This is a genomic window from Streptomyces sp. NPDC048507, from assembly GCF_043199995.1.
Lineage (GTDB): Bacteria > Actinomycetota > Actinomycetes > Streptomycetales > Streptomycetaceae > Streptomyces.
The window spans coordinates 381,817-400,400 of the sequence record NZ_JBICWZ010000004.1 but is presented as its reverse complement, the minus strand read 5'-3'; the positions used below and the strand labels follow the sequence as shown (position 1 = coordinate 400,400).

The window sequence follows — 18,584 nt, the reverse complement described above, 5'->3', positions numbered from 1 at the left end:
CGCCGACGCGGCGCCGGAGGCAGCCGCCGAGCCCGAGCCGAAGGCGGCCACCGCGCCGGAGGCCAAGGCCGACGCGGCTCCGGAGGCAGCCGCCAAGGCCACGGCCGAGGCCGAGCCGAAGGCAGGCACCAAGCCCGCGCCGGAGGCGGAGGCCACGGCCGAGGCCGAGCCGAAGGCGGGCACCAAGCCCGCGCCGGAGGCGGAGGCCAAGGCCGACGCCGCACCCGAGGCAGCCGCCAAGGCCACGGCCGAGGCCGAGCCGAAGGCCACGGCCGACGCTCCCGCCGGGTCGAAGCCCGCCGCCGACGCGGCGACCGAGGCAGACGCCAAGGCGGCCGACAAGGCGGAGGCCGGGGCCGACGCGGCGACCGAGCCGGAGGCCGAGGGCGCCAAGTAGGCCGCCCGGCCCGCCCGGCAGCAGACAGGAACGGAACGGCCGGTCCCCGCGAGGGGGACCGGCCGTTCCCGCGTCACCGGGACCGGAGGTCAGCCGCGTCCGCGCCGCAGCAGCGCGAAGCCCAGCCCCGCCGCCCCCACCGCGGCCATGCCGCCGCCCGCGGCCAGCAGCACCGGCGTGCCGGGCTCCGACCGCTCGGCGAGCCCCTTCGCACCGGCCTTCACCCCGCCCTTCGGGACGACCCGCTCGCTCTTCGGCGTCGGCGCGGCGGCCGGAGCGGTCGGTACGGTCACGACCGCAGCCGGCTTCGGGCCCGCGGGCTTCCCCTCGCCCCTCCCGTCCCTCCCGTCCCTCCCGTCCCTCTCCACGCGGTACGTCTCGATCAGCTTGCCGGTGCCGAAGTCGTAGACCAAGCTGTCGCCCTTCCCGTCGATGACGACGAACTTCACCTGCCGCCGGTCCTGGACGAGCTTGTACGTCCAGCCGTCGTGCAGCGCGCTCGGGTGCTTCAGGTCGACCGTGCCGAGCCGTTCGCCGCTCGGCAGGGAGATCTCCGCCCGCTTGCCCTGAGGGCCGTCGACGAGGTGCGCGATCCGCCCGTCCGGCAGGGCGACGCGGGCGGAGGTCTCCTTGCCGACGTGCCGCTCCGGCTTCCCGGCCGACCTGTGACCGCCCTCGATCCACGAGCTCACCGTCCCGTCCGCGTGCAGCACGACGTGCAGGCCGTCGTGCTGCCCGTACGCGGCCTTGCCGCCCTTGCTGACCAGCGTGTCCAGCGTCGTTCCGGCGTCGCGGAGCTCCGCCTCGTACTGCCCGGGCCGGACCTTGTAGACCTTGGCGACCGACCCGTCGGCCAGCTCCACGGTGGCCACGTACACCCGCCCCTCGCCGCGCGGCGCCACCGGCGCCGCCACCGGCTCCGCACCCGGCCCGGTCGTCGCGTCGGCGAAGGCGGACCCCACCGGCAGCGCCAGAACGGCGGCGGCCCCGGTGAGGACGGCGGCGGTACGGAGGGTGGTGCGTCGGTTGCTGCGCATGGCGTGGCTCTTTCCGTGCTCGGTGCGTGCGGCGTGGGGGGTGGGGTCCGTGACGGCGACACCCCCGAAGCTACGGACCGAACATCTAGACATTCCGTAGGGAAGGTAACGAACCACCGCACACCTCCGCGCAGCCGCGTAAACCGGCAACTCCCGGTGTCCCCTAGGGGATGTCACAGCTCAGCCGCAAAGCCCCCCACTTCCGGCGGCCCGGCCACCGATCCCCCGCGGAACAGGTACTTTCGATCACGTGGCTGGATTCAGGATCGGACGCGGCCGGGACAACAACCGCACCCCGCAACAACCCCCGCAAGCCCCGCGGCAGCAGCCGTACGGTCAGCAGCAGGCGCCACAAGCGCCGCAGGCACCGTACGGCCGTCAGCCCTACCCGCCCGCCGGGCCGCCCCCGCAGCAGCACTGGCCGCAGCAGGGCGGCGGCCCCGGGGGCCACGGCGAGCCCGAGTACTTCGACCCGTACGGCCAGCCGCACCCGCAGCAGCCGCAGGATCCGTACGCGGACCCGCACGGGGACGCGTACACGGCCCCGTACGCCTCCTCCTACGCGAACGACCCGGGACACACGCAGGCGTTCTCCGTCAACGAGGACCCCTACGGCCAGGGCGCGACCTACCAGGCGGGCGCGGCGGCCGTCGCCCCCGCCGGTCCGCGGCTGCCCTGGAAGGAGCTCCTGCGCGGCATCGTGATGCGCCCGGGGCCGACCTTCCTCCAGATGCGCGACTACGCCGTCTGGGGCCCGGCGCTGCTCGTGACCTTCCTCTACGGGATGTTCGCGGTCTTCGGCTTCGACACGGCCCGCGAGGACGCCATCAAGGCGACCCTCACCCAGGCGATCCCGATCGTCCTCAGCACCGGCGTGGCCTTCGTCATCTGCGGACTGATCCTGGGCGCGGTCACCCACACGCTGGCCCGCCAGCTGGGCGGCGACGGCGCCTGGCAGCCGACGGTCGGCCTGTCGATGCTGGTCATGTCGCTGACGGACGCCCCGCGCCTGCTGTTCGCGATCTTCCTGGGCGGCGACAACATGCTCGTCCAGATCCTCGGCTGGGTCACCTGGCTGGCGGCCGGCGCGCTCTTCACCTCGCTGGTCAGCAAGTCGCACGACCTGCCGTGGCAGAAGGCGCTCGGCGCGTCCGCGATCCAGCTGGTGGCGCTGCTCTCGCTCATCAAGCTGGGCACGCTCTAGCGGTACCGGTACGGACACGACGAAGGGCCCGCCGCGCTGCGCGGCGGGCCCTTCGTCACGTTCGCCTCAGGCGTCGAGGACCTGGCCCTCGCGCTTCACCACGGGCGGCTCGACCGACCAGGGGAAGTTGATCCACTCGTCGGTCTTCTTCCACACGTACTCGCACTTCACGAGCGAGTGGGACTTCTCGTAGATCACGGCCGAGCGCACCTCGGCGACGTGCCCGAGGCAGAAGTCGTGGACCAGCTTGAGCGTCTTGCCGGTGTCGGCGACGTCGTCGGCGATCAGCACCTTCTTGTCGGTGAAGTCGATCGCCTCGGGGACGGGTGCCAGCATCACGGGCATTTCAAGCGTGGTACCCACACCTGTATAGAACTCAACATTCACGAGGTGAATGTTCTTGCAGTCGAGCGCGTACGCCAGACCGCCGGCGACGAACACGCCGCCGCGCGCGATGCTCAGGATGATGTCCGGCTCGTAGCCGTCGTCGGCGATCGTCTGCGCCAGCTCGCGGACGGCGTTCCCGAATCCCTCGTAGTTCAGGTTCTCGCGTACGTCGCTCATGCCTCGTGCCTCACCTGGGTGCGGTGGAAGTTCTGGAAGGAGCGCGAGGCGGTCGGGCCGCGCTGCCCCTGGTACCTGGACCCGTACCGCTCGCTGCCGTACGGGAACTCCGCGGGCGAGCTGAGCCGGAACAGGCACAGCTGGCCGATCTTCATCCCCGGCCACAGCTTGATCGGCAGGGTGGCGAGGTTCGACAGCTCCAGGGTCACGTGCCCCGAGAACCCGGGGTCGATGAACCCGGCGGTCGAATGCGTCACCAGACCCAGACGGCCCAGGCTGGACTTCCCCTCCAGTCTGGAGGCGATGTCGTCGGGCAGCGAGATGACCTCGTACGTCGAGGCGAGCACGAACTCGCCCGGATGCAGGATGAAGGCCTCATCCCCCTCGGGCTCGACCATGCGGGTCAGGTCGGGCTGCTCGACGGCGGGGTCGATGTGCGCGTAGCGGTGGTTCTCGAAGACCCGGAAGAACCGGTCGAGCCGCACGTCGATGCTGGAGGGCTGCACCATCGACTCGTCGAAGGGGTCAATGCGAACCCGTCCGCTGTCGATCTCGGCCCGGATGTCTTTGTCGGAGAGAAGCACGTCCCGAGGATACGCAGAGCGCGCGGGCCACCCCCAATCGGAGCGACACCCGCGCGCCCGGCCCATCTGCCGCCTACCGCTTGGCGCCGCCCACCGGCACCGCGTGCCGCAGCCGCGCGCACCGCGGGCACCTCAGCAGCCGCCCGGGCCCGATCCGGCCGGCACCGAGGTGCTGCAACGGAAACGAGGCGGTGCTGAATACATGCCCTTCGGCACAACGGACGACTGTGTGCTCCATCGAGTCCCTTTCCCCAACGAGCCGTACTGCGATGAATCGCCACATTAGGGGATGATCGGGACCCACTCCAGCCGCCGCTCCGACCCCCCACGCTACGCCCCAACTCCCGCCCCCACGAACCCTGCTGCCCGACTTCCGCGAGCGCGCCCACCCGGGCGAATTCACCGGGGGTCGATCATGGGGTACAGTGTGCAACGGTACGGATCCAGGCAATTGGACCGCCGTGCGGATGTAGTTTAATGGTAGAACATGAGCTTCCCAAGCTTATAGCGCGGGTTCGATTCCCGTCATCCGCTCAGATACGAAGGCCCAGGTCACAGACCTGGGCCTTCGTCGTTGTCTAGACCGGGTCAGTAGTCCCGCACCACTTGCGCACCACTTGACCCTTGCGCGCCCTGCTCTGCGACCTTCTGCCGCGCGGCCCGCACCATACCGTCCAACCCGCCGGCCACCTGCCGCTCATGATCAGAGTGTTGGTAGATCAGCGCGGCCTTCTCGGACGACTGGCCGGCGCGCACCATCGTGTCCTTCAACGTGGCCCCGGACCGCGTCGACAGGGTGTGCCCGGTGTGACAGAGGTCGTAGAACCTGAACGACTTCGGCATGCCGACTTTCACCCGCGCCTTGGCCCACTTCCGCCCGAACGTCGTATCTCCCCCACGAAGACGAGACCTTCGGGTCCCTTCTCGGCGTACCACTCGACGTGGCGCCGCAGCTCTTCCCTGAGGAACTCAGGCAGGACGACGACGCGCTTGCCGGCCTCGGATTTGGTGGGGCCATCGGCCCGCCTCCCGGTGTTCAGCTCGGGCGCCGCCGTCCGGACGCGGATCATCATGTTGTCGAGATCCACGTCCTTCCGCCGCAGCCCGGCCTGCTCCTCCGGCCGCATCGGGCCGTATGCGCCGAGGTAGACCATCAGCCGCCACCGGATCCCGACCGCCTCGGCGAGCGCGTCCACCTGGGCGGCCGTAGCGATCTCGCGTTCGGCGGCCGACTCCTTCCCGGCGCCCCGGATCCGGCACGGGTTCCGCCGGATCAGCTCGTCGTCAGCCGCCGTCTCCAGGATCGCCTTCAAGAGCCGGTAGGACTTCGCCACCGTGGTCGGGGCCTTGGTCGTCGCGAGCCTTTCGGCCCGCCACTCCCGGATGCGCGGCGGGGCGATCTCGTCCAAGTCCCAACCCTCGAAGGTCGGCAGGATGTGCAGCCGGAGCAGGCGCAGGTACAACTCGACCGTGAGAGCGCCGAGGTCCCGCTCCGCCACCCACTTCCCGGCGTACTCCTCGAAGTTGACCGCCCCGGCGTCGGGGCCCCGCCAGGCGCCTCGGGTGAGGTCGGCCTCCACCTGAGAGAGCCACACCTCGGCTGCGACCTCCGTCTCGAAGGTCTCCGGGGACCGCCGCACCCCCCGTCGGGTCGAGGTAGGAGGCGGTCCAGAAGCCGGAGCGGTACTGACGGACCGCTCCGAACCTCCGCTTGCCCTTCGTCTTCTTGGGACGCTTCACTGCCACTACGCCGCCCTCCGCATCCGCCGGCGGACGGGAACGGCCGGGACGACGCTGGCGCGCATGTACTCCTCCAGCACGCTTACTGCGATACGTACGTGCGTGCCGAACTTGCAGTAGGTGATCCGGCGTTCGGCAACGCCCGTCCGCCTACGTTCCACTCATATCCACGAAGCGGGCATAGTGCCCCTGGAATGCAGCAGTGATGGCCCCAGTGGGGCCCGTTCGGTTCTTCGCGATGAAGAGATCCGCTTCTCCCGCTCGCGGGGATTCGCGTTCATAGGCATCTTCCCGATGCAACAGGATCACAACATCGGCGAGAGCTTCGAGGCATGCCGGGATGTGGTGCAGCTCAGGCCTTGGAATATAGCCACCACCAGGTAGTCTCCCCATCTGATAGAGACAGACCACCGCCAAGTCGAGCTCCTTCGCCATCCTCCGAAGCTCTCGAATAGCAACGGATAGATCCTTCTCCTGATCCCCCACCCCTTTCGAGGGTTCGACGTAGAGTAGGTCGAGGCTGTCAATGACTACGAGTCGAACACCCTTGTACGTTCGCATCCTCTTGCAGGCATCCATCAGTTCACCGAGCGTATAGCCCGGCTCATCAACGATGTAGATCGGCGCATCCGAGAAAGCCGGAGCCACACGAGCTATCCGGGTCCAATCGTCATCAGTCATTGTTCCCGACCGCATATGATGAACAGCTACCCGCGCTTCCGCCGACATCATTCGCATCAGCGCTTCTTCACGACTCATCTGAAGTGACACAAGAAAGCTAGGCTGGGAGCTGGCGAACGAGCACGATCGTATGAAATTAAGCCCCAGAGTTGACTTACCCATCCCTGATGCGCCGCCGACTATGACCACCTGCCCCGGGCGCAACCCTCGATGCAGCAAGTCATAATCGCGGAATCCAGTGGGTGTACCGAAATCGAAGTCCACGCCCTCCACTTCATCCAAAGCCTGCTCAAGCACCTCACTGATTCTCGCCTCACGTTGACCCACTATCGAATAGAGTCGGTCGTCGATCAGCCGGATCAAGTCATCGACGTCGGGGGCATCGGAGCCAGAAATCTCGCGAGCCCGATCCGCCACCTCTGTCCCTAGAGCACCCACCCGACGAAGCACAGCGCGAGAGACTATTCCCTCGGCAAGCACCTCCGCCTCTGTCGGATCGATTTTTGCACTCTCTATTATTTTGAGATAATCCAGAACGTCGGCGGCACCAGCTCCATCACGTGCGAGCTCTCCACATACGTTTTCGACGGAAACTTCCAAGCCCTTATTGCAGAGCCCTTGAATGACCTCATAGATATCAGCACATAGGTGATCCGCAAAGTCATCACGGTTGAGGATTTCGACGACGTCCGCGAGAGCATCTCTGGATTGCATAATGCAGCTAAGAACGTGACGCTCGGACGGGTGATGATCCGTCTCTCTTGAAGAAGGCTCAGTATCAGCAACCCCTAGCTGTCGCTTGTGAGCCGCCTCTCGTAACTCAACCAGGTCCCTTGTGAAGCCTTCTGCGCCGTCGCCGCTACCCCCCGACTCCCCCTCGCGATAAAGCCACCCCGCCAAGCTGACCAATTGGCGAGGGTTCGGAAGGGTAAGTCCGTTCAGGATCTTCCCGATGGCTTGATAGTTCAGCGTGGTCGGCGCGTAATCATCACCCTTCAGGCCGAGCGAAATCGCACGCAAGCCAGGTCGACCCGCCGCCGCATAGGCCGTATGCAACGACGTGAGCATCTGTCGATGCGGGCCCGCCGGCACCGCGTCTTCCCCCGGCATGACCAACCCGCGTCTTCCGCGCGCCGCCCCCATCAGCCACCCCCAGCAAGTGTCGCGAAGTGTTTCCCCTCCACTCTCTCATCTGCCGTTAGCCCAGGTCAGGCACTTCGACTAACTCGCCAAGTGTCTATTTGTGACGCGTACCGAGCACCTGGTCGACACGGCGACGAAGGCTGGATCTATCAACCGATCCAGAGGGGAAGCCCATGCGTCGCTGCCAAAAGAGGACCGTCAACCATGATCGTCAGGCACTTGTCGAAGAGATCAAGAGGGCAGCTCTGGTGACTCCCGTTCAGGCCCTGGTCACGGTCGCGATCAACACGCTCGCCGCGGTGGTCCTGACGTGGGTCAGGTAAAACGCCAGAGCCTGGATGGCGGACACCAACAACGAGCCCTCAGAACCGAGACCGGGCCCCCGGGCCGGCGCGGGACAGCCAGACACGATCGTGGGAGCCGCGCTGGGCGCACCACTGGTGCACCACATGCGACAGACACTGGCAGCAAACGGCGGTCAACAACCACCTTGTAGCTACGTCGCCAATCGACGGAACTTGCAGGTCAGCAGCACTGCAGAGCTGACAGGTTCGGGGAATCCCAAGCTTATAGCGCGGGTTCGATTTCCGTCATCCGCTCCATAGCAAAGCCCCAGGTCAGCGACCTGGGGCTTGTTTGTTGTCTCACCACCGGCGGCCTTCGTTCACGCTGAACCGCAGTCGTTCCGGCGGGCCGGAGGCCGGCTCAGGGAGCGGCCGGTGCACGGCCGCGTCTAGCTCGCGAGGGCCTTGAACAGGCCGCGGATCTCGTTCTCGTCCGCGATCACCGGCAGGGTGTCGAAGTAGAGCTCCCACTCGCCCTTCGGGCCGAGGCGCTCGACGATCCCGAAGGGGATGCCGGTGCCCTTGGGGCCGGCCGTCGTGCCGTGCCACTCGATGTAGGTGGTGGTGCGGCCGAAGGCCACCTGGCCCGCCTTGAACTCGACGTCGGCGTTCTCGAACAGCCGCTGCAGATAAGCGGTCTTGCCCTCCTGGGTGGTCAGCGACCGGTCCAGGCCGGGCCCGGCCAGCTTGGCGTTGCCGGTACGGGCGGCCAGCGCGGCGGCGTCCCCGCTGTTCCAGGCGGCGAGGCGGGCGGGGATGTCCTGGGCGTGGAACCGGTCGGGGACCGCTCCGCGCGGGCCGGGGCGGGCCGGGTCGGCGATGCCGGCGAAGAGGGGGCGGGGCCGCTGAGGCTCGGGCAGGACCTGGACCAGTTCGTAACGGTCGTAGTAGCGGCGGGCCTGGATGGTCTTGCCGTCATCGCCGAGGACGTTGCGGGCGATCTGCGGGTAGCTGACCTTGCGGCCCTTGAGGGTGGCCGTGTTCTGCTGGCCGAACATCATCACGGCACCGTCGGCGACCACGTTCGTGCCGCGGTAGCGGAGGTCCGGCACGAGGCGGAGTGAGTTGCTGATCGAGGCGCCGATCACTTCGTGGCCGCGCTGGGGCTTGCCGCCGGCCTCCCAGAGGCTGGCCTCCTCGTCGAAGATGTCCAGGTAGGTCTGGAGGCTGGGGGCCTCGCCGAAGACGATCTGCCGCTTCATGAAGGCGCAGGCGTTCGGGGTGATCCGCCCTTCGAGCCGGTCCACCTTCGCGCGGGCCTCGGCGCACTCGGCGCCCTCGGCGGTGGCGGTGGCCGGCGCGGCACCGATGGTGAGGCCTGCGAGGAGAGTGGCCGCCGCGAACACTCCGGTGCGCGTGTACCGCCGCATGTTCATGTCGTTCCCCGTTCGTGATCGCTTGATCGCTTCGATGGATCAAGGCTCTTCGAGGGCGCCGGAGAAAACGATGACCTCAGGGGTAATGACGGGCAGTTGACGACCGACCACGGATGACAGGCGACCCGCACAGCTTCTGGTGGCGGCCGTCATCGGGGCGTGCCCCCACCGTGCCCTTGGGAGCGGTCCTTCCGCGCCATGGATTCCCAAGCTCATGGAGCGGGTTCGATTCCCGTCATCCGCTCCATGACGAAGCCCCGGGTCAGCGGCCTGGGGCTTTTGTGTTGCCCGGATGGGGTGTGCGGGGGCGGCGCGCGGGCGGGCCGCGGAAGGTCCGGTCGAGGTCCGATGAGGCCGGTCGCACTGGTCACCGGGTTGTCCGGGGTGGTCGGGGCCACGGCGGCGCCGCTGCTGGCCGCGTCGTTCGAGGTGGTGGCCCTCACCGGCCGCCGGGCTCTGGATGTGGACTGCGAGCAGGTGCCGATCGACCTGAGGGCGCCCGGACTCGGTCTGGATGCCGGTGCCTTCGCGCTGCTGGCGAAGCGTGCCAATGTGGCGTGCACATTCGGCAGCGGCGACCTCTACGGCTCCGGGCGGCCGGCCGCCCGGGGCGCCATGGTCGTGGCGGTCAACTACCGGCTCGGCGTTACGGGCTTCCTGTCCCACCCGGCACTGGGCACCTCCGGCGGCGTCGGCCTGGAGGACCGGCAAGCCGCGCTGCGCTGGGTCCGCGCCAACGCGGGCGCCTTCGGCGGCGATCCCGGCAACGTGACGATCATGGGTCAATCCGGCGGCGGCTACAGCGTCTGCGGACACCTCGCCTCACCGGCATCGGCCGGGCTGTTCCACCGCGCCATCGTGCAGAGCGCGCCCTGCGCCACGTGGACCCGGGCACGCTCATGAAGGCGTACGGAACCTGGAACGAGCCCCGCCCGATCGCCGGTACGCCCCTCGTGCCGCCGGCCCCCGCCGAAGCCCTGCGCACGGGGAGGTTCAACCGTGTCCCGGTCCTCATCGGGGTCAACCACGACGAGGAGCGCGGCAGGATCCTCGGCCAGGAGCTGGGGGGCGAGCCCATGCGGCCCGAGGCGTACGGGCCCGCGATCCGCGAGGAGTTCGGCGACCGCGCCGACGCCGTACTGGCACGCTACCCGCTGAGCCGCTTCGGCTCGGCCGGCGAGGCCCTGGCGGCGGCCCTGACCGACCGCACCCGGCGTGACGAACCTCCGCTGACGCCCGGCGCGCGGCGGTCGGGGGATCGCCGGCTCACCAGGTGGGGTCGGGGAGGAGGGGGACCGCGGCGCGGAGGAAGGGCCATTGGCGCAGCCACGGTTCGGCGGCCGTGGCGCGCGTCCACGCGTCCGCCGCCGCACGTTCGGCTTCCCTCAGGGTGCCCGCGCGGAGATAGATGCCGACGACCGGGTCCGGCCGGGCGTCGTCGTGCACGGTGATGTGCTCGATTCCCGGGGTTCCCGCCGTCGCGGCGGTTATCGCCGCTGCGGCGTTTGCGGGCAGCGGATCACCGTGGACGGGGCGCCCCAAATGGACATGTACGAGATACATGGTCAGCCTTTGCGACTCGTCGGACGACGGCGGTCTTCTGCTGCGGATTGGGCGGTGCGAATATCGGAAACGCCATTTGATTGGCCTATACCTGGCAACCCATTGACCATTTCTTTAATGGCCCGGGTTACTCTTCTGTGACCATTGCGCCCGCGTCGGCGCGATGGCATGTGCAAGGAGAGAAGAGCCCGATGCTGACGCGACTGGGACTGAACGCCGCGACCGAAGCCGTGTACCGGGGGCTGCTGCAGTATCCGCAGGACGGCGTACTGGACCTGGCCGGACGGTTGGGCCTGGCCGAGGCGGAGACCCGCTCGGCGTTGGACCAGCTCAGCCGGCTGGCGCTGGTGCGGACCTCGGCCGATGACCCCGGGCAGCTGCGCGCCGTCGGTCCCCGCCTCGCCATGGAGGTCCTGCTGGCCCGCCAGCAGGCCGACCTCGCCGCCCAGCAGCAGCGCGTCGAAGCCGCGCGCGTGGCGGCCGCCGAACTCATCGCGGAATACAGCCAGGGCGGGGCGCATTCCCCGGCCGGCATCGAATACCTCGAGGGCATCGAATCCATCAGAGAACATCTGGAGATGCTGAATGGCCAAGTCCGCAGGGAATTCCTGACCTTTGCGCCGGGCGGGCCCCAGACTCCCGAGAACATGAAGGCGTCCCGCCCCCTGAACGAACGGCTGCTCGGCCGCGGGGTGCGGATGCGGACGATCTATCTGGACAGCATCCGCCGGGACGGACCGACGCTGGAACACGCCCGGTGGCTGACCGAGTTGGGCGCACAGGTCCGCACGGTGGCGACCCTGCCGAACCGAGTGATCATCTACGACCGGGAGATCGCGCTGATCGCGGCGAACAGCGACGACACGGCCGCGGGCGCGGTCGTCGTGCACAGCCCCGGAATGATCGCCCTGCTGTGCGCGCTGTTCGACACCCTGTGGCAGTCGGCCGAGCCGGTCGGAGCCTGCCTGCCGCGCAGTCCGCAGGAACTGACGAAACAGGAGATGGAGACGCTCCGGCTGATGGCCCAGGGCCGCACCGACGACTCGATCGCCAAGAGCCTGGGCGTCTCCAGCCGTACGGTACGGCGCACCGTGACGAGCCTGCTGGCCCGGCTCGAGGCGCGCAGCCGGCTGCAGGCCGGGGTCCACGCGGTACAGCGCGGATATCTGCCGCATCTTCCCGAATGACTCGCTGAGCATCTGCCCTCCCGGGCCGGGCTCCGTCCCGTACGGGCGTTCCGTCTCATTCCGCTGGGATGTTCGCACGCAGGCTCCGGCGCCCGGTAGTTGGGGCTCCCGGCCCGTGGGGGGCTGCGCACCGGGGCCGGCCGTCCGGCGAGGGCCCGGACGGCCAGGAGGTGAAGGAGCGCAGCCCGTACAGCAGCGGTGACGCGTCCGCGCACTGTTGCGTGTTCGCCACCCGGCCGAGCACCAGGACGTGATCGCCCACCGCGTGCGTTTCGGTGAGCGCGCACTCGGCCAGCGCGAACGCGTCTTCGGCGAGCCACGGCAGCCCCAGCGCGGGCGAGTCACACCAGGCGACCTCGCCGAAGCGGTCCGCCACCGGGGAGGAGAAGGTGCGGGCCGCCCGTTCCCCGCCGTCGCGGAGCAGGTTGACCGCGAACCGTCCCTGCCGGCGGATCGCCGCCAGTACGGGACTGCGGCTCTTGAGGGAGACCAGCAGGGTCGGCGGATCCAGGGTGACGCTGATGAGGGAGGAACAGGTCAGCCCCTGCGGACCGTGCTCCGGGGACCGGGCCGTGACGATGGCGACGCCGGAGGGGAACGCGCTCATGAACTCCGTGAGGTCGCGCGGCGGGGCGACGGTGAGCAGTTCGGTCATGGGTGAACCAGCCTTACGCGGATGCCGGACGAGGTGTTCCGGGAGGGGGGCTCTGCACTGGGCCGCGGTCTCGCCACGGGGGCCGGGGCCCGGCGGGCTCCTGCGGGAGGCCGTGAGAGCATGCGGCATGAACTGGGCGACGTCGAACGATCCGGCCGAATTCGGGGCCGCTGTCGGTGCGTACCTGGCGGCGGATCCGGCGCAGTGCACGTATCTGACGGGCATGACGGCGTCACCACCGCGGCCGGGCCCGGCCGCGGTGTTCGGGTGGTGGCGCGCCGGAACCGGCGTGCCCGGCACGGGCGCCTTCGCCTGTTCGCCCGGACGACGCACGGTGCTCGGTCCGATGCCGGAGACCGCCGCGCGGGAACTGGCCCTGCTGTGGCGGGCCGGCGGCCCTCCGGCGCCGCTGCTGGTCGGACCGGCCGAGGCCGTCGAGCCGCTGCTCCACACCTGGCGGGAACGGGGGGCGGGCTGGCACCTCGTACGCAGGGAGCGGCTGTTCGAGTTGGGCCACCTCACCGCGGCGGCGCCGGCGCCGCCCGGACGGGCCCGGCTCGCCGCGGAGCCGGACGCGCCGCTGGTGGCGCGCTGGTTCGCCGAGTACGCCCGCGAGGTGGGTGAGCCGGCCGGCGGTGACCTGCCGGCACTGGCGCTGCGGCGCGTCGGGGAGGGCCAGATCACCCTCTGGGAGTCCGACGGCGAGGTGGTCTCGCTGGCGGGCCGGTCCGCCGTGGTGGCGCGGCAGGCGCGGATCGCGCCCGTGTACACGCCGGCCGCACTGCGCGGGCACGGCTACGCGGCGGCGGTGACCTTCGCGGTCACCGAGGACGCCCGGGCGGCCGGCGCGGCCCAGGTCGTCCTGTTCACCGACCTGGGCAACGCGACCAGCAACGCGTTGTACGAGCGCCTCGGCTTCCGGCCGCGGACCGGCTTCATGGCGTGTGTCCTGGAGGAGTGAGGTCATCTCAGGACCGCACCGCCCGCGCCTCGGGGCCCCGGGCCTGCGGCTGCTCCGGGGGGACGGCCCGCCCGAAGGCCCGGCCGGTGAGCGCGCACGCCAGGAAGACCCCGGCGGCGGCCAGCCAGCCGGCCGCGCCCAGCCGGACGACGACGAAGGACACGAACAGCGGTCCGATGACGCGTTCGGCCGTGGCGCTGAGGCTGTAGACGGCGAGGAAGCGGGGGCGCTCGTCGACGGGTGCCAGCTCGACCGAGAACCACCAGCCCGCCGCGGTGAACCGGGCCGCTCCCACGGACAGCAGGACGACGCCGAGGACCAGGGCGGCCGATGCCGCCCCGGCACGGGTCAGGTCGCCGATCAGGAAGGCCGTGGCGCCGGCGGCCAGCACACAGCCCGCCTGGACCAGGGCCCGGCCGGCGGCGGCCGCGCCGGTGAGCCCGCGGGAGAGCCGGGGCTGCAGGACCACGGTCACGGCCGTGTTGATCAGGAAGAGCACGCCGACCGTGCCGACCGCGATGTCGGCGCGCTCGGACACCCACAGGGGCAGGGCGACGGTCATCAGCGCGTCGGACAGCAGGAAGAACGCCGAGATCCCGGTGAAGGCCAGGTACGTGCGGCCGGGCCAGCGGCGGGTGAAGAGCGCCGATCCCCGCTGGGGGGCGGCCGCCCGCTCCGGTGCGGGGATCTTGATCAGGAGCGCGGCCGCCACCAGGAACGACGCCCCGTCCAGGAGCATCACCAGGGGATAGCCGAGCGAGGGACTGACCGAGATCGCGACGGCGACGGCCAGGGATCCCAGCCCGACGCCGACGTTGCCGGCCGCATGCCTCCAGGCCATGATCTCGACCCGTTGCCCCGCGGGCAGCACGGCCGCGAGGAGGGCCTGGGAAGCCGGGTTGGCCAGGCGGTCCACGATGGTCAGGACCAAGGTGAGCGCGATGAACGAGGCGGGCGAGTCGACCAGGAGGTAGGCGCTGTAGCCGCCCGCGCGGAAGAGGTGCAGGAAGATCAGCGTCTGCTTCACCCCGAAGCGTTCCAGCAGGAGGCTGGCCGGGACGGTGGTGAAGAGCGTCAGCAGGGCGCAGACGGAGAGGGTCAGGCCCACGGTGCCGGCGGGGATCTCCAGGTGGTTGCTGAAGTAGAGGACGGACCCGGACATGAACGCACCGGTTCCGGTGGCGTTGACCAGGGCGGTGATCAGCAGGGCCCGGACGGTCGGGGAGGTGCTGAGGAGGGCGGGCTTGCGCATGGTGGGTCCGTGTTCCGCTGCGGGTCCGGGGGATGACGGGCGCTGACTGGGTCTGGCGGCTTCGGCCGGCAGGTCAGCTCGGCGGGAGGAAGGCGAAGTAGGCCGACACGGTGGCGAGGGAGAACGCCGTCAGCGTCGCGGGGAAGAGAAAGGTGAAGGCCAGGTGCATGGCCACGCCGAGGGCCACCGCACAGGGCCAGGCCGGCGGATACAGCAGCGCGAAGGGCAGAACGGCCTCGATCACGACGACGGCCGCCATCGGGATGCGCAGGGCGGCGGCGCCGGGCTCGACGGCGGCGATCCACCGGCGGACCGGGGCGGGGTACCAGCCGTCGAAGTGGCGTCGTCGCGGCAGTTCGCCGAGCGTGAAGTCGAGGACCGCCCAGACCGCCGCTCCCGACAGGAACGTCGGGTTCAGCTTCCGGCGGGCGCTGCCGATGTAGAGGGCGCTCACCGTGAGCAGGACGGCACTCCGGCAGAAGCGGGAGCCGTCCGCCCCGTCGATGACGTTCCAGGCGGCCCGCGTCCCGCCGCCCGCGAACGCGGCGGCGGCGTCCCAGAGCGGGGGCAGGGCGGGGGCGAAGACGAAGCAGGCGGACAGCAGCGCGAAGAAGTTCACGTGGAACTTGAAGTACACGAAGCCCTCGAAGGCGAAGCACAACGCCAGTCCCGCCGCGGCGAAGCCGGGGGCGGCGCCCAGCAGCAGGAGCACCGCGCACACCGCCCGGGCCCAGAGGAACAGCCGGTAGTGCGCCGCGGTGGGCAGCCGGTCGCGGTGGGCGAGGAAGCGGACGCGCAGCCGGAAGTAGAGGTAGGTGGTGGGCTGGTAGTAGCCGGTGTACTCACGCCGCGACTCGACGAGCACCTTGATCAGGCAGGCCAGGGCGAATCCGGTGCGGGCCAGCCAGATGCCGCCGGTGGGGCCACTGCCCACGAGGTGGGCCGTGATGCTCTCAGTCGACCACATGGGAGTCCTCGACGGTCAGGGTGAAGGTGCTCATCTCGTCGCGGACGCCGATGGTTCCGCGCAGGTCGGTCATCTTGTGCACCCGGGTCAGGTAGAGCAGGAAGAAGCGGGACTCCTGGTGGCTCATGGAGACCTGCGTGTGCGGGAGGAAGTCCCAGATGTTCAGGGGTGCTCCATCGTGGTCGCGGCACAACGAGAACTTCGAGATCTTGGACCCGGCGAACATGTGCCAGGTGGCGAATCCCGGCTTCTTGCGCACGGAACGCCAGAACAGGAACAGGAAGTAGGCCGCGAGGGCGGCCAGAGCTGCGTTCGCCATGGTCCGGGGAGCCGGTCCCTTCGGGTACGGGGGTGGGTCAGGAGCCGGCGGCGGCGGAGGCGGCGTCCCGCAGGGCGGGCAGCGCCCGTGCGTAGGCCGCTTCCAGCGGCCGGCCGGCGGAAAGGGCGGAGATGCGCTGGGCGGGGGCGAGTCCGGTGGGCCAGTACTCCAGGGACCGCCGGTAGCACTCGAACGCCTCCTGCGGGTCGCCGAGCTTCTCCCAGCACCGGCCGGCGCCGAACCAGGCGACCCGGCCGAGCGGAACCTGCCGGCGCGCGGCGTTCAGATAGGCCGTGAGCGCCCCGCGTACGTCGCCGGCCTGCTTGCGGCCGTCGGCGACCTGGAGCCAGGCCTTGCTGTCGAGCGGGTCGACGACGGAGGTGATCTCCTCCATCAGCTCCCGGCCGAGCGCGGTGTTGCCCAGCGCGGCCTCGGTGCGCGCGGCCGATTCCAGGGCGGGGAAGAGGTTCTCCCGCGCGAGGAGGCGGGTCCGGGCATCGTGACCGGTCAGTTCGCGGGCCAGGCCCAGCCAGCGGTCGAGGTCGGCTCGCAGCTGGTCCTGCCGCTTGTTGAGGAACGGTTCGAAGGCCGCGGCACGGTAGAACCTGCTGGTCATCAGGGTCCGCTCGAAGTCGTCCACTTCGGGCAGGCCCGTGTACCGCTCCAGGGCCGCGAGTCCTCTGCCGTGCCACAGGGCCAGCGCGGGCAGCTGCTTGGACTGGGCGCTGGTGACGATGGCGACGATGCACAGCGACAGCCGGATCCGGGCGTGGCGCGGATCGTCGTCGAGCTCGGCGAAGACCCGCTCGATCTCGCTCTGCTGGTCGTGTCCCCGGCCGAGGTGGATCACGTGACCGAGGAAGAGCCGCATGCTGCGCGCGTAGGCGTACTCGGGTCCGGTCAGCCCGGGTACGGCGTCGAGGATCCCGTACGCCGCCTCCTGGAACCCGAGGCAGGACACCACCCGGGCCAGGCGGGCCAGTACCAGGGGGTCGTCCGGCCGGTCGGCCAGTGCCCGGGCGAGCTGGTCCCTGGCCGGGTCGCCGGGCAGCCGGAGCCAGGACGCGAAGTCGGCCTGGTCCCGGGCGCCGGCGACGCCGTCACGGATGGCGGTGCGCGTCAGCTCGGCGCGGAAGTTGTTCACCATGGACCGCTGGAGGTACAGGCTGGAGAACCAGGGCTCGTCCTTGCCCAGGTGGGCGTCCCACGCCAGCCGGGGGCCGGCGGCGAACAGCGGGGCGGGGACGGCCGCCGGCGCCATGGTCAGGTACGGAGCGAAGCGCTGCTCGAAGACCGAGGGGCCGGCCTCGCGCCGCGCGGCCAGCGCGTCGAGCGCGGTGGCGTCGATGGGGACCCGGGCCAGTACCCGGGAGCGGCTGCCGTCCGCCAGGTACTGCCATCGGTTGGCGGTGTCGTTGCCGTCGTGCCACGCGGCCAGGTCGTCATCGCAGCCGGCCGCCGTCTCCGGGCCGGCCAGTCGCGAGATCGCCATGCGGGCGAACGAGCGTTCGGCTATCCCGTAGCGGGCGGCCTTGCGGTACTCCTCGACGGCCCGCGCGCCGTGGCCGAGCCGTTCCAGGGCGATGCCGTGCAGCAGCCGCCCCCGGGCGCAGTGCGGATCCAGCAGTTCCGTACGCTGCGACCATTCGTCGGCCTGCCCGTAGAGGCGCTCGCGCAGCGACTCCACGGTCACCGCGTCGAGCACCCGGCGCGCGGCCTCGTCCAGCACGAATGCCGTTGCGGGGTCCGCCCCGTGCCGCACCTGGTCGAGCCGGTCGAGCTGGTCCCGCACCAGGGTGTGGACCGTGGCGAACTCGCGGCGGGCGCGGTGCCAGGGGATCAGGGCGCGCAGAACGCGCGCGTCGGCGGCGGCGCCCAGGGCGGGGGAGCCCTGCCGGATGTCGTCGGCGAGTTCCCGCGCGGCGTCCCGGTGCGTGGTGACGCGTTCGCCGTCGCCCGCCCGCGGCAGGGCCGCCGACAGCGCGAGCAGGCTCTCGTTCAGGCGCAGCAGCGGCGAGCCCGCCGGGCCGGCCGGCCGCTCGCTCCGGGTGGACGGGCGGCCCGGTGCCCGGATGCCGATCAGGCGGCGGAGGTAGCCGGACCATTCCGAGGCCTCGGGGTCGTCCCGGCCGATCCGGTCACACCGGTCGGCGGCCGCCTCGTACAGCCCCATCAGCAACAGCAGCCGCACTGCCCAGATCTGCTCGGCCGGATCGCCGGCCGCGCCGGCGAAGCGCGCGGCGGCGGGCGCGCTCCAGCTGCCGTCGATCGCCCCGAGGTCCGGATCGGCGTAGCCGGCCCGGCGCAGAGCCTGCCGGTACTGGGCCGGCGGGTACATCCGGGACCAGCCGTACGGGTCGCCGCTCCGGGCCCAGTGGGACACCGCGCGCGCGATGAGGGGCGCCTCGGGCCGGTCGCCCTGAGGACCGTGGATGACCGCCCCCAGGGCGGTCTCGGCAGGATCTGTCGAGGAAATCATGTGGGAACTCTCCGCCTTATGGCGGCGGGGGGGGGGGGGGGGGGGGGCGGGGCGGGGGCCCCCCCCCCCCCCAACAAAGTCCAAGGAATAGGGGGGGGGACCCCGGCGGCCCCCGAGCTCCGCGAGGTAGG

General features: G+C 70.4%; 15 protein-coding genes, 1 tRNA gene and 1 pseudogene. 5 read left to right on the top strand and 12 right to left on the bottom strand.

What is annotated here, in order from left to right; translation table 11 throughout:
- Positions 1 to 486: 486 nt before the first annotated feature.
- Positions 487 to 1,434: a hypothetical protein gene (locus tag ACGFXC_RS14870; RefSeq protein ID WP_393712803.1), complete on the bottom strand. Its 948-nt coding sequence runs from the start codon at positions 1,432 to 1,434 to the stop codon at positions 487 to 489.
- Positions 1,435 to 1,684: 250 nt separating this feature from the next.
- On the opposite strand from ACGFXC_RS14870, the gene ACGFXC_RS14865 reads away from it, so the two are divergent.
- Positions 1,685 to 2,638: a Yip1 family protein gene (locus tag ACGFXC_RS14865; protein WP_393712802.1), complete on the top strand. Its 954-nt coding sequence runs from the start codon at positions 1,685 to 1,687 to the stop codon at positions 2,636 to 2,638.
- Between the two features lie 66 nt (positions 2,639 to 2,704).
- On the opposite strand, the gene ACGFXC_RS14860 is transcribed toward ACGFXC_RS14865, so the two are convergent.
- Positions 2,705 to 3,202: a phosphoribosyltransferase gene (locus tag ACGFXC_RS14860; protein WP_393712800.1), complete on the bottom strand. Its 498-nt coding sequence runs from the start codon at positions 3,200 to 3,202 to the stop codon at positions 2,705 to 2,707.
- Complete coding sequence (gene dcd, locus ACGFXC_RS14855; protein ID WP_351824564.1) at positions 3,199 to 3,786, bottom strand: dCTP deaminase; 588 nt, start codon at positions 3,784 to 3,786, stop codon at positions 3,199 to 3,201. The genes ACGFXC_RS14860 and dcd overlap by 4 nt, the downstream gene beginning before the upstream one ends.
- A 463-nt stretch (positions 3,787 to 4,249) precedes the next feature.
- Between dcd and ACGFXC_RS14850 the strand changes: the two genes are divergently transcribed.
- Positions 4,250 to 4,320, top strand: a tRNA-Gly gene (locus tag ACGFXC_RS14850).
- Positions 4,321 to 4,374: 54 nt separating this feature from the next.
- Here the strand turns inward: ACGFXC_RS14850 and ACGFXC_RS14845 are convergent.
- From ACGFXC_RS14845 to ACGFXC_RS14835, 3 genes and pseudogenes are all read right to left on the bottom strand, one after another.
- Positions 4,375 to 5,532 (bottom strand): annotated as a pseudogene (locus tag ACGFXC_RS14845) (tyrosine-type recombinase/integrase).
- 144 nt (positions 5,533 to 5,676) lie between these two features.
- A complete protein-coding gene (locus tag ACGFXC_RS14840) occupies positions 5,677 to 7,317 on the bottom strand; it encodes a replicative DNA helicase (RefSeq protein WP_393712798.1) in 1,641 nt (546 codons plus the stop codon).
- A 766-nt stretch (positions 7,318 to 8,083) separates the two neighbouring features.
- Positions 8,084 to 9,070: a hypothetical protein gene (locus ACGFXC_RS14835; RefSeq protein WP_393712796.1), complete on the bottom strand. Its 987-nt coding sequence runs from the start codon at positions 9,068 to 9,070 to the stop codon at positions 8,084 to 8,086.
- A 348-nt stretch (positions 9,071 to 9,418) separates the two neighbouring features.
- Here ACGFXC_RS14835 and ACGFXC_RS14830 point away from each other — a divergent pair, with 348 nt between their 5' ends.
- Complete coding sequence (locus tag ACGFXC_RS14830; RefSeq protein ID WP_393712794.1) at positions 9,419 to 9,973, top strand: carboxylesterase family protein; 555 nt, start codon at positions 9,419 to 9,421, stop codon at positions 9,971 to 9,973.
- 363 nt (positions 9,974 to 10,336) lie between these two features.
- Here ACGFXC_RS14830 and ACGFXC_RS14825 read toward each other — a convergent pair whose 3' ends face one another.
- Positions 10,337 to 10,516, bottom strand: coding sequence for a hypothetical protein (locus tag ACGFXC_RS14825; RefSeq protein WP_393712793.1), 180 nt, complete (start codon positions 10,514 to 10,516; stop codon positions 10,337 to 10,339).
- A gap of 308 nt (positions 10,517 to 10,824) precedes the next feature.
- On the opposite strand from ACGFXC_RS14825, the gene ACGFXC_RS14820 reads away from it, so the two are divergent.
- Positions 10,825 to 11,820, top strand: a complete 996-nt coding sequence (locus ACGFXC_RS14820) for a LuxR C-terminal-related transcriptional regulator (protein WP_393712791.1) — start codon at positions 10,825 to 10,827, stop codon at positions 11,818 to 11,820.
- Between the two features lie 55 nt (positions 11,821 to 11,875).
- Here ACGFXC_RS14820 and ACGFXC_RS14815 read toward each other — a convergent pair whose 3' ends face one another.
- Complete coding sequence (locus ACGFXC_RS14815; protein WP_393712789.1) at positions 11,876 to 12,475, bottom strand: flavin reductase family protein; 600 nt, start codon at positions 12,473 to 12,475, stop codon at positions 11,876 to 11,878.
- 127 nt (positions 12,476 to 12,602) lie between these two features.
- Between ACGFXC_RS14815 and ACGFXC_RS14810 the strand changes: the two genes are divergently transcribed.
- The gene (locus ACGFXC_RS14810) at positions 12,603 to 13,436 is read left to right on the top strand and encodes a GNAT family N-acetyltransferase (RefSeq protein ID WP_393712787.1); all 834 of its coding nucleotides are present in this window, start codon (positions 12,603 to 12,605) and stop codon (positions 13,434 to 13,436) included.
- 7 nt (positions 13,437 to 13,443) lie between these two features.
- Here ACGFXC_RS14810 and ACGFXC_RS14805 read toward each other — a convergent pair whose 3' ends face one another.
- The 4 genes from ACGFXC_RS14805 to ACGFXC_RS14790 all read right to left on the bottom strand — a co-directional run bounded on the left by ACGFXC_RS14805 (position 13,444) and on the right by ACGFXC_RS14790 (position 18,453).
- Positions 13,444 to 14,688 (bottom strand): MFS transporter, encoded by a 1,245-nt coding sequence (locus ACGFXC_RS14805; protein WP_393712785.1) that lies wholly within the window; start codon positions 14,686 to 14,688, stop codon positions 13,444 to 13,446.
- Positions 14,689 to 14,761: 73 nt separating this feature from the next.
- On the bottom strand, positions 14,762 to 15,655 hold the full coding sequence (locus ACGFXC_RS14800; protein WP_393712784.1) for a hypothetical protein: 894 nt from the start codon (positions 15,653 to 15,655) through the stop codon (positions 14,762 to 14,764).
- A complete protein-coding gene (locus ACGFXC_RS14795) occupies positions 15,642 to 15,974 on the bottom strand; it encodes a hypothetical protein (protein WP_393712782.1) in 333 nt (110 codons plus the stop codon). The genes ACGFXC_RS14800 and ACGFXC_RS14795 overlap by 14 nt, the downstream gene beginning before the upstream one ends.
- A 37-nt stretch (positions 15,975 to 16,011) precedes the next feature.
- On the bottom strand, positions 16,012 to 18,453 hold the full coding sequence (locus ACGFXC_RS14790; protein WP_393712781.1) for a hypothetical protein: 2,442 nt from the start codon (positions 18,451 to 18,453) through the stop codon (positions 16,012 to 16,014).
- Between the last annotated feature and the right edge of the window lie 131 nt (positions 18,454 to 18,584).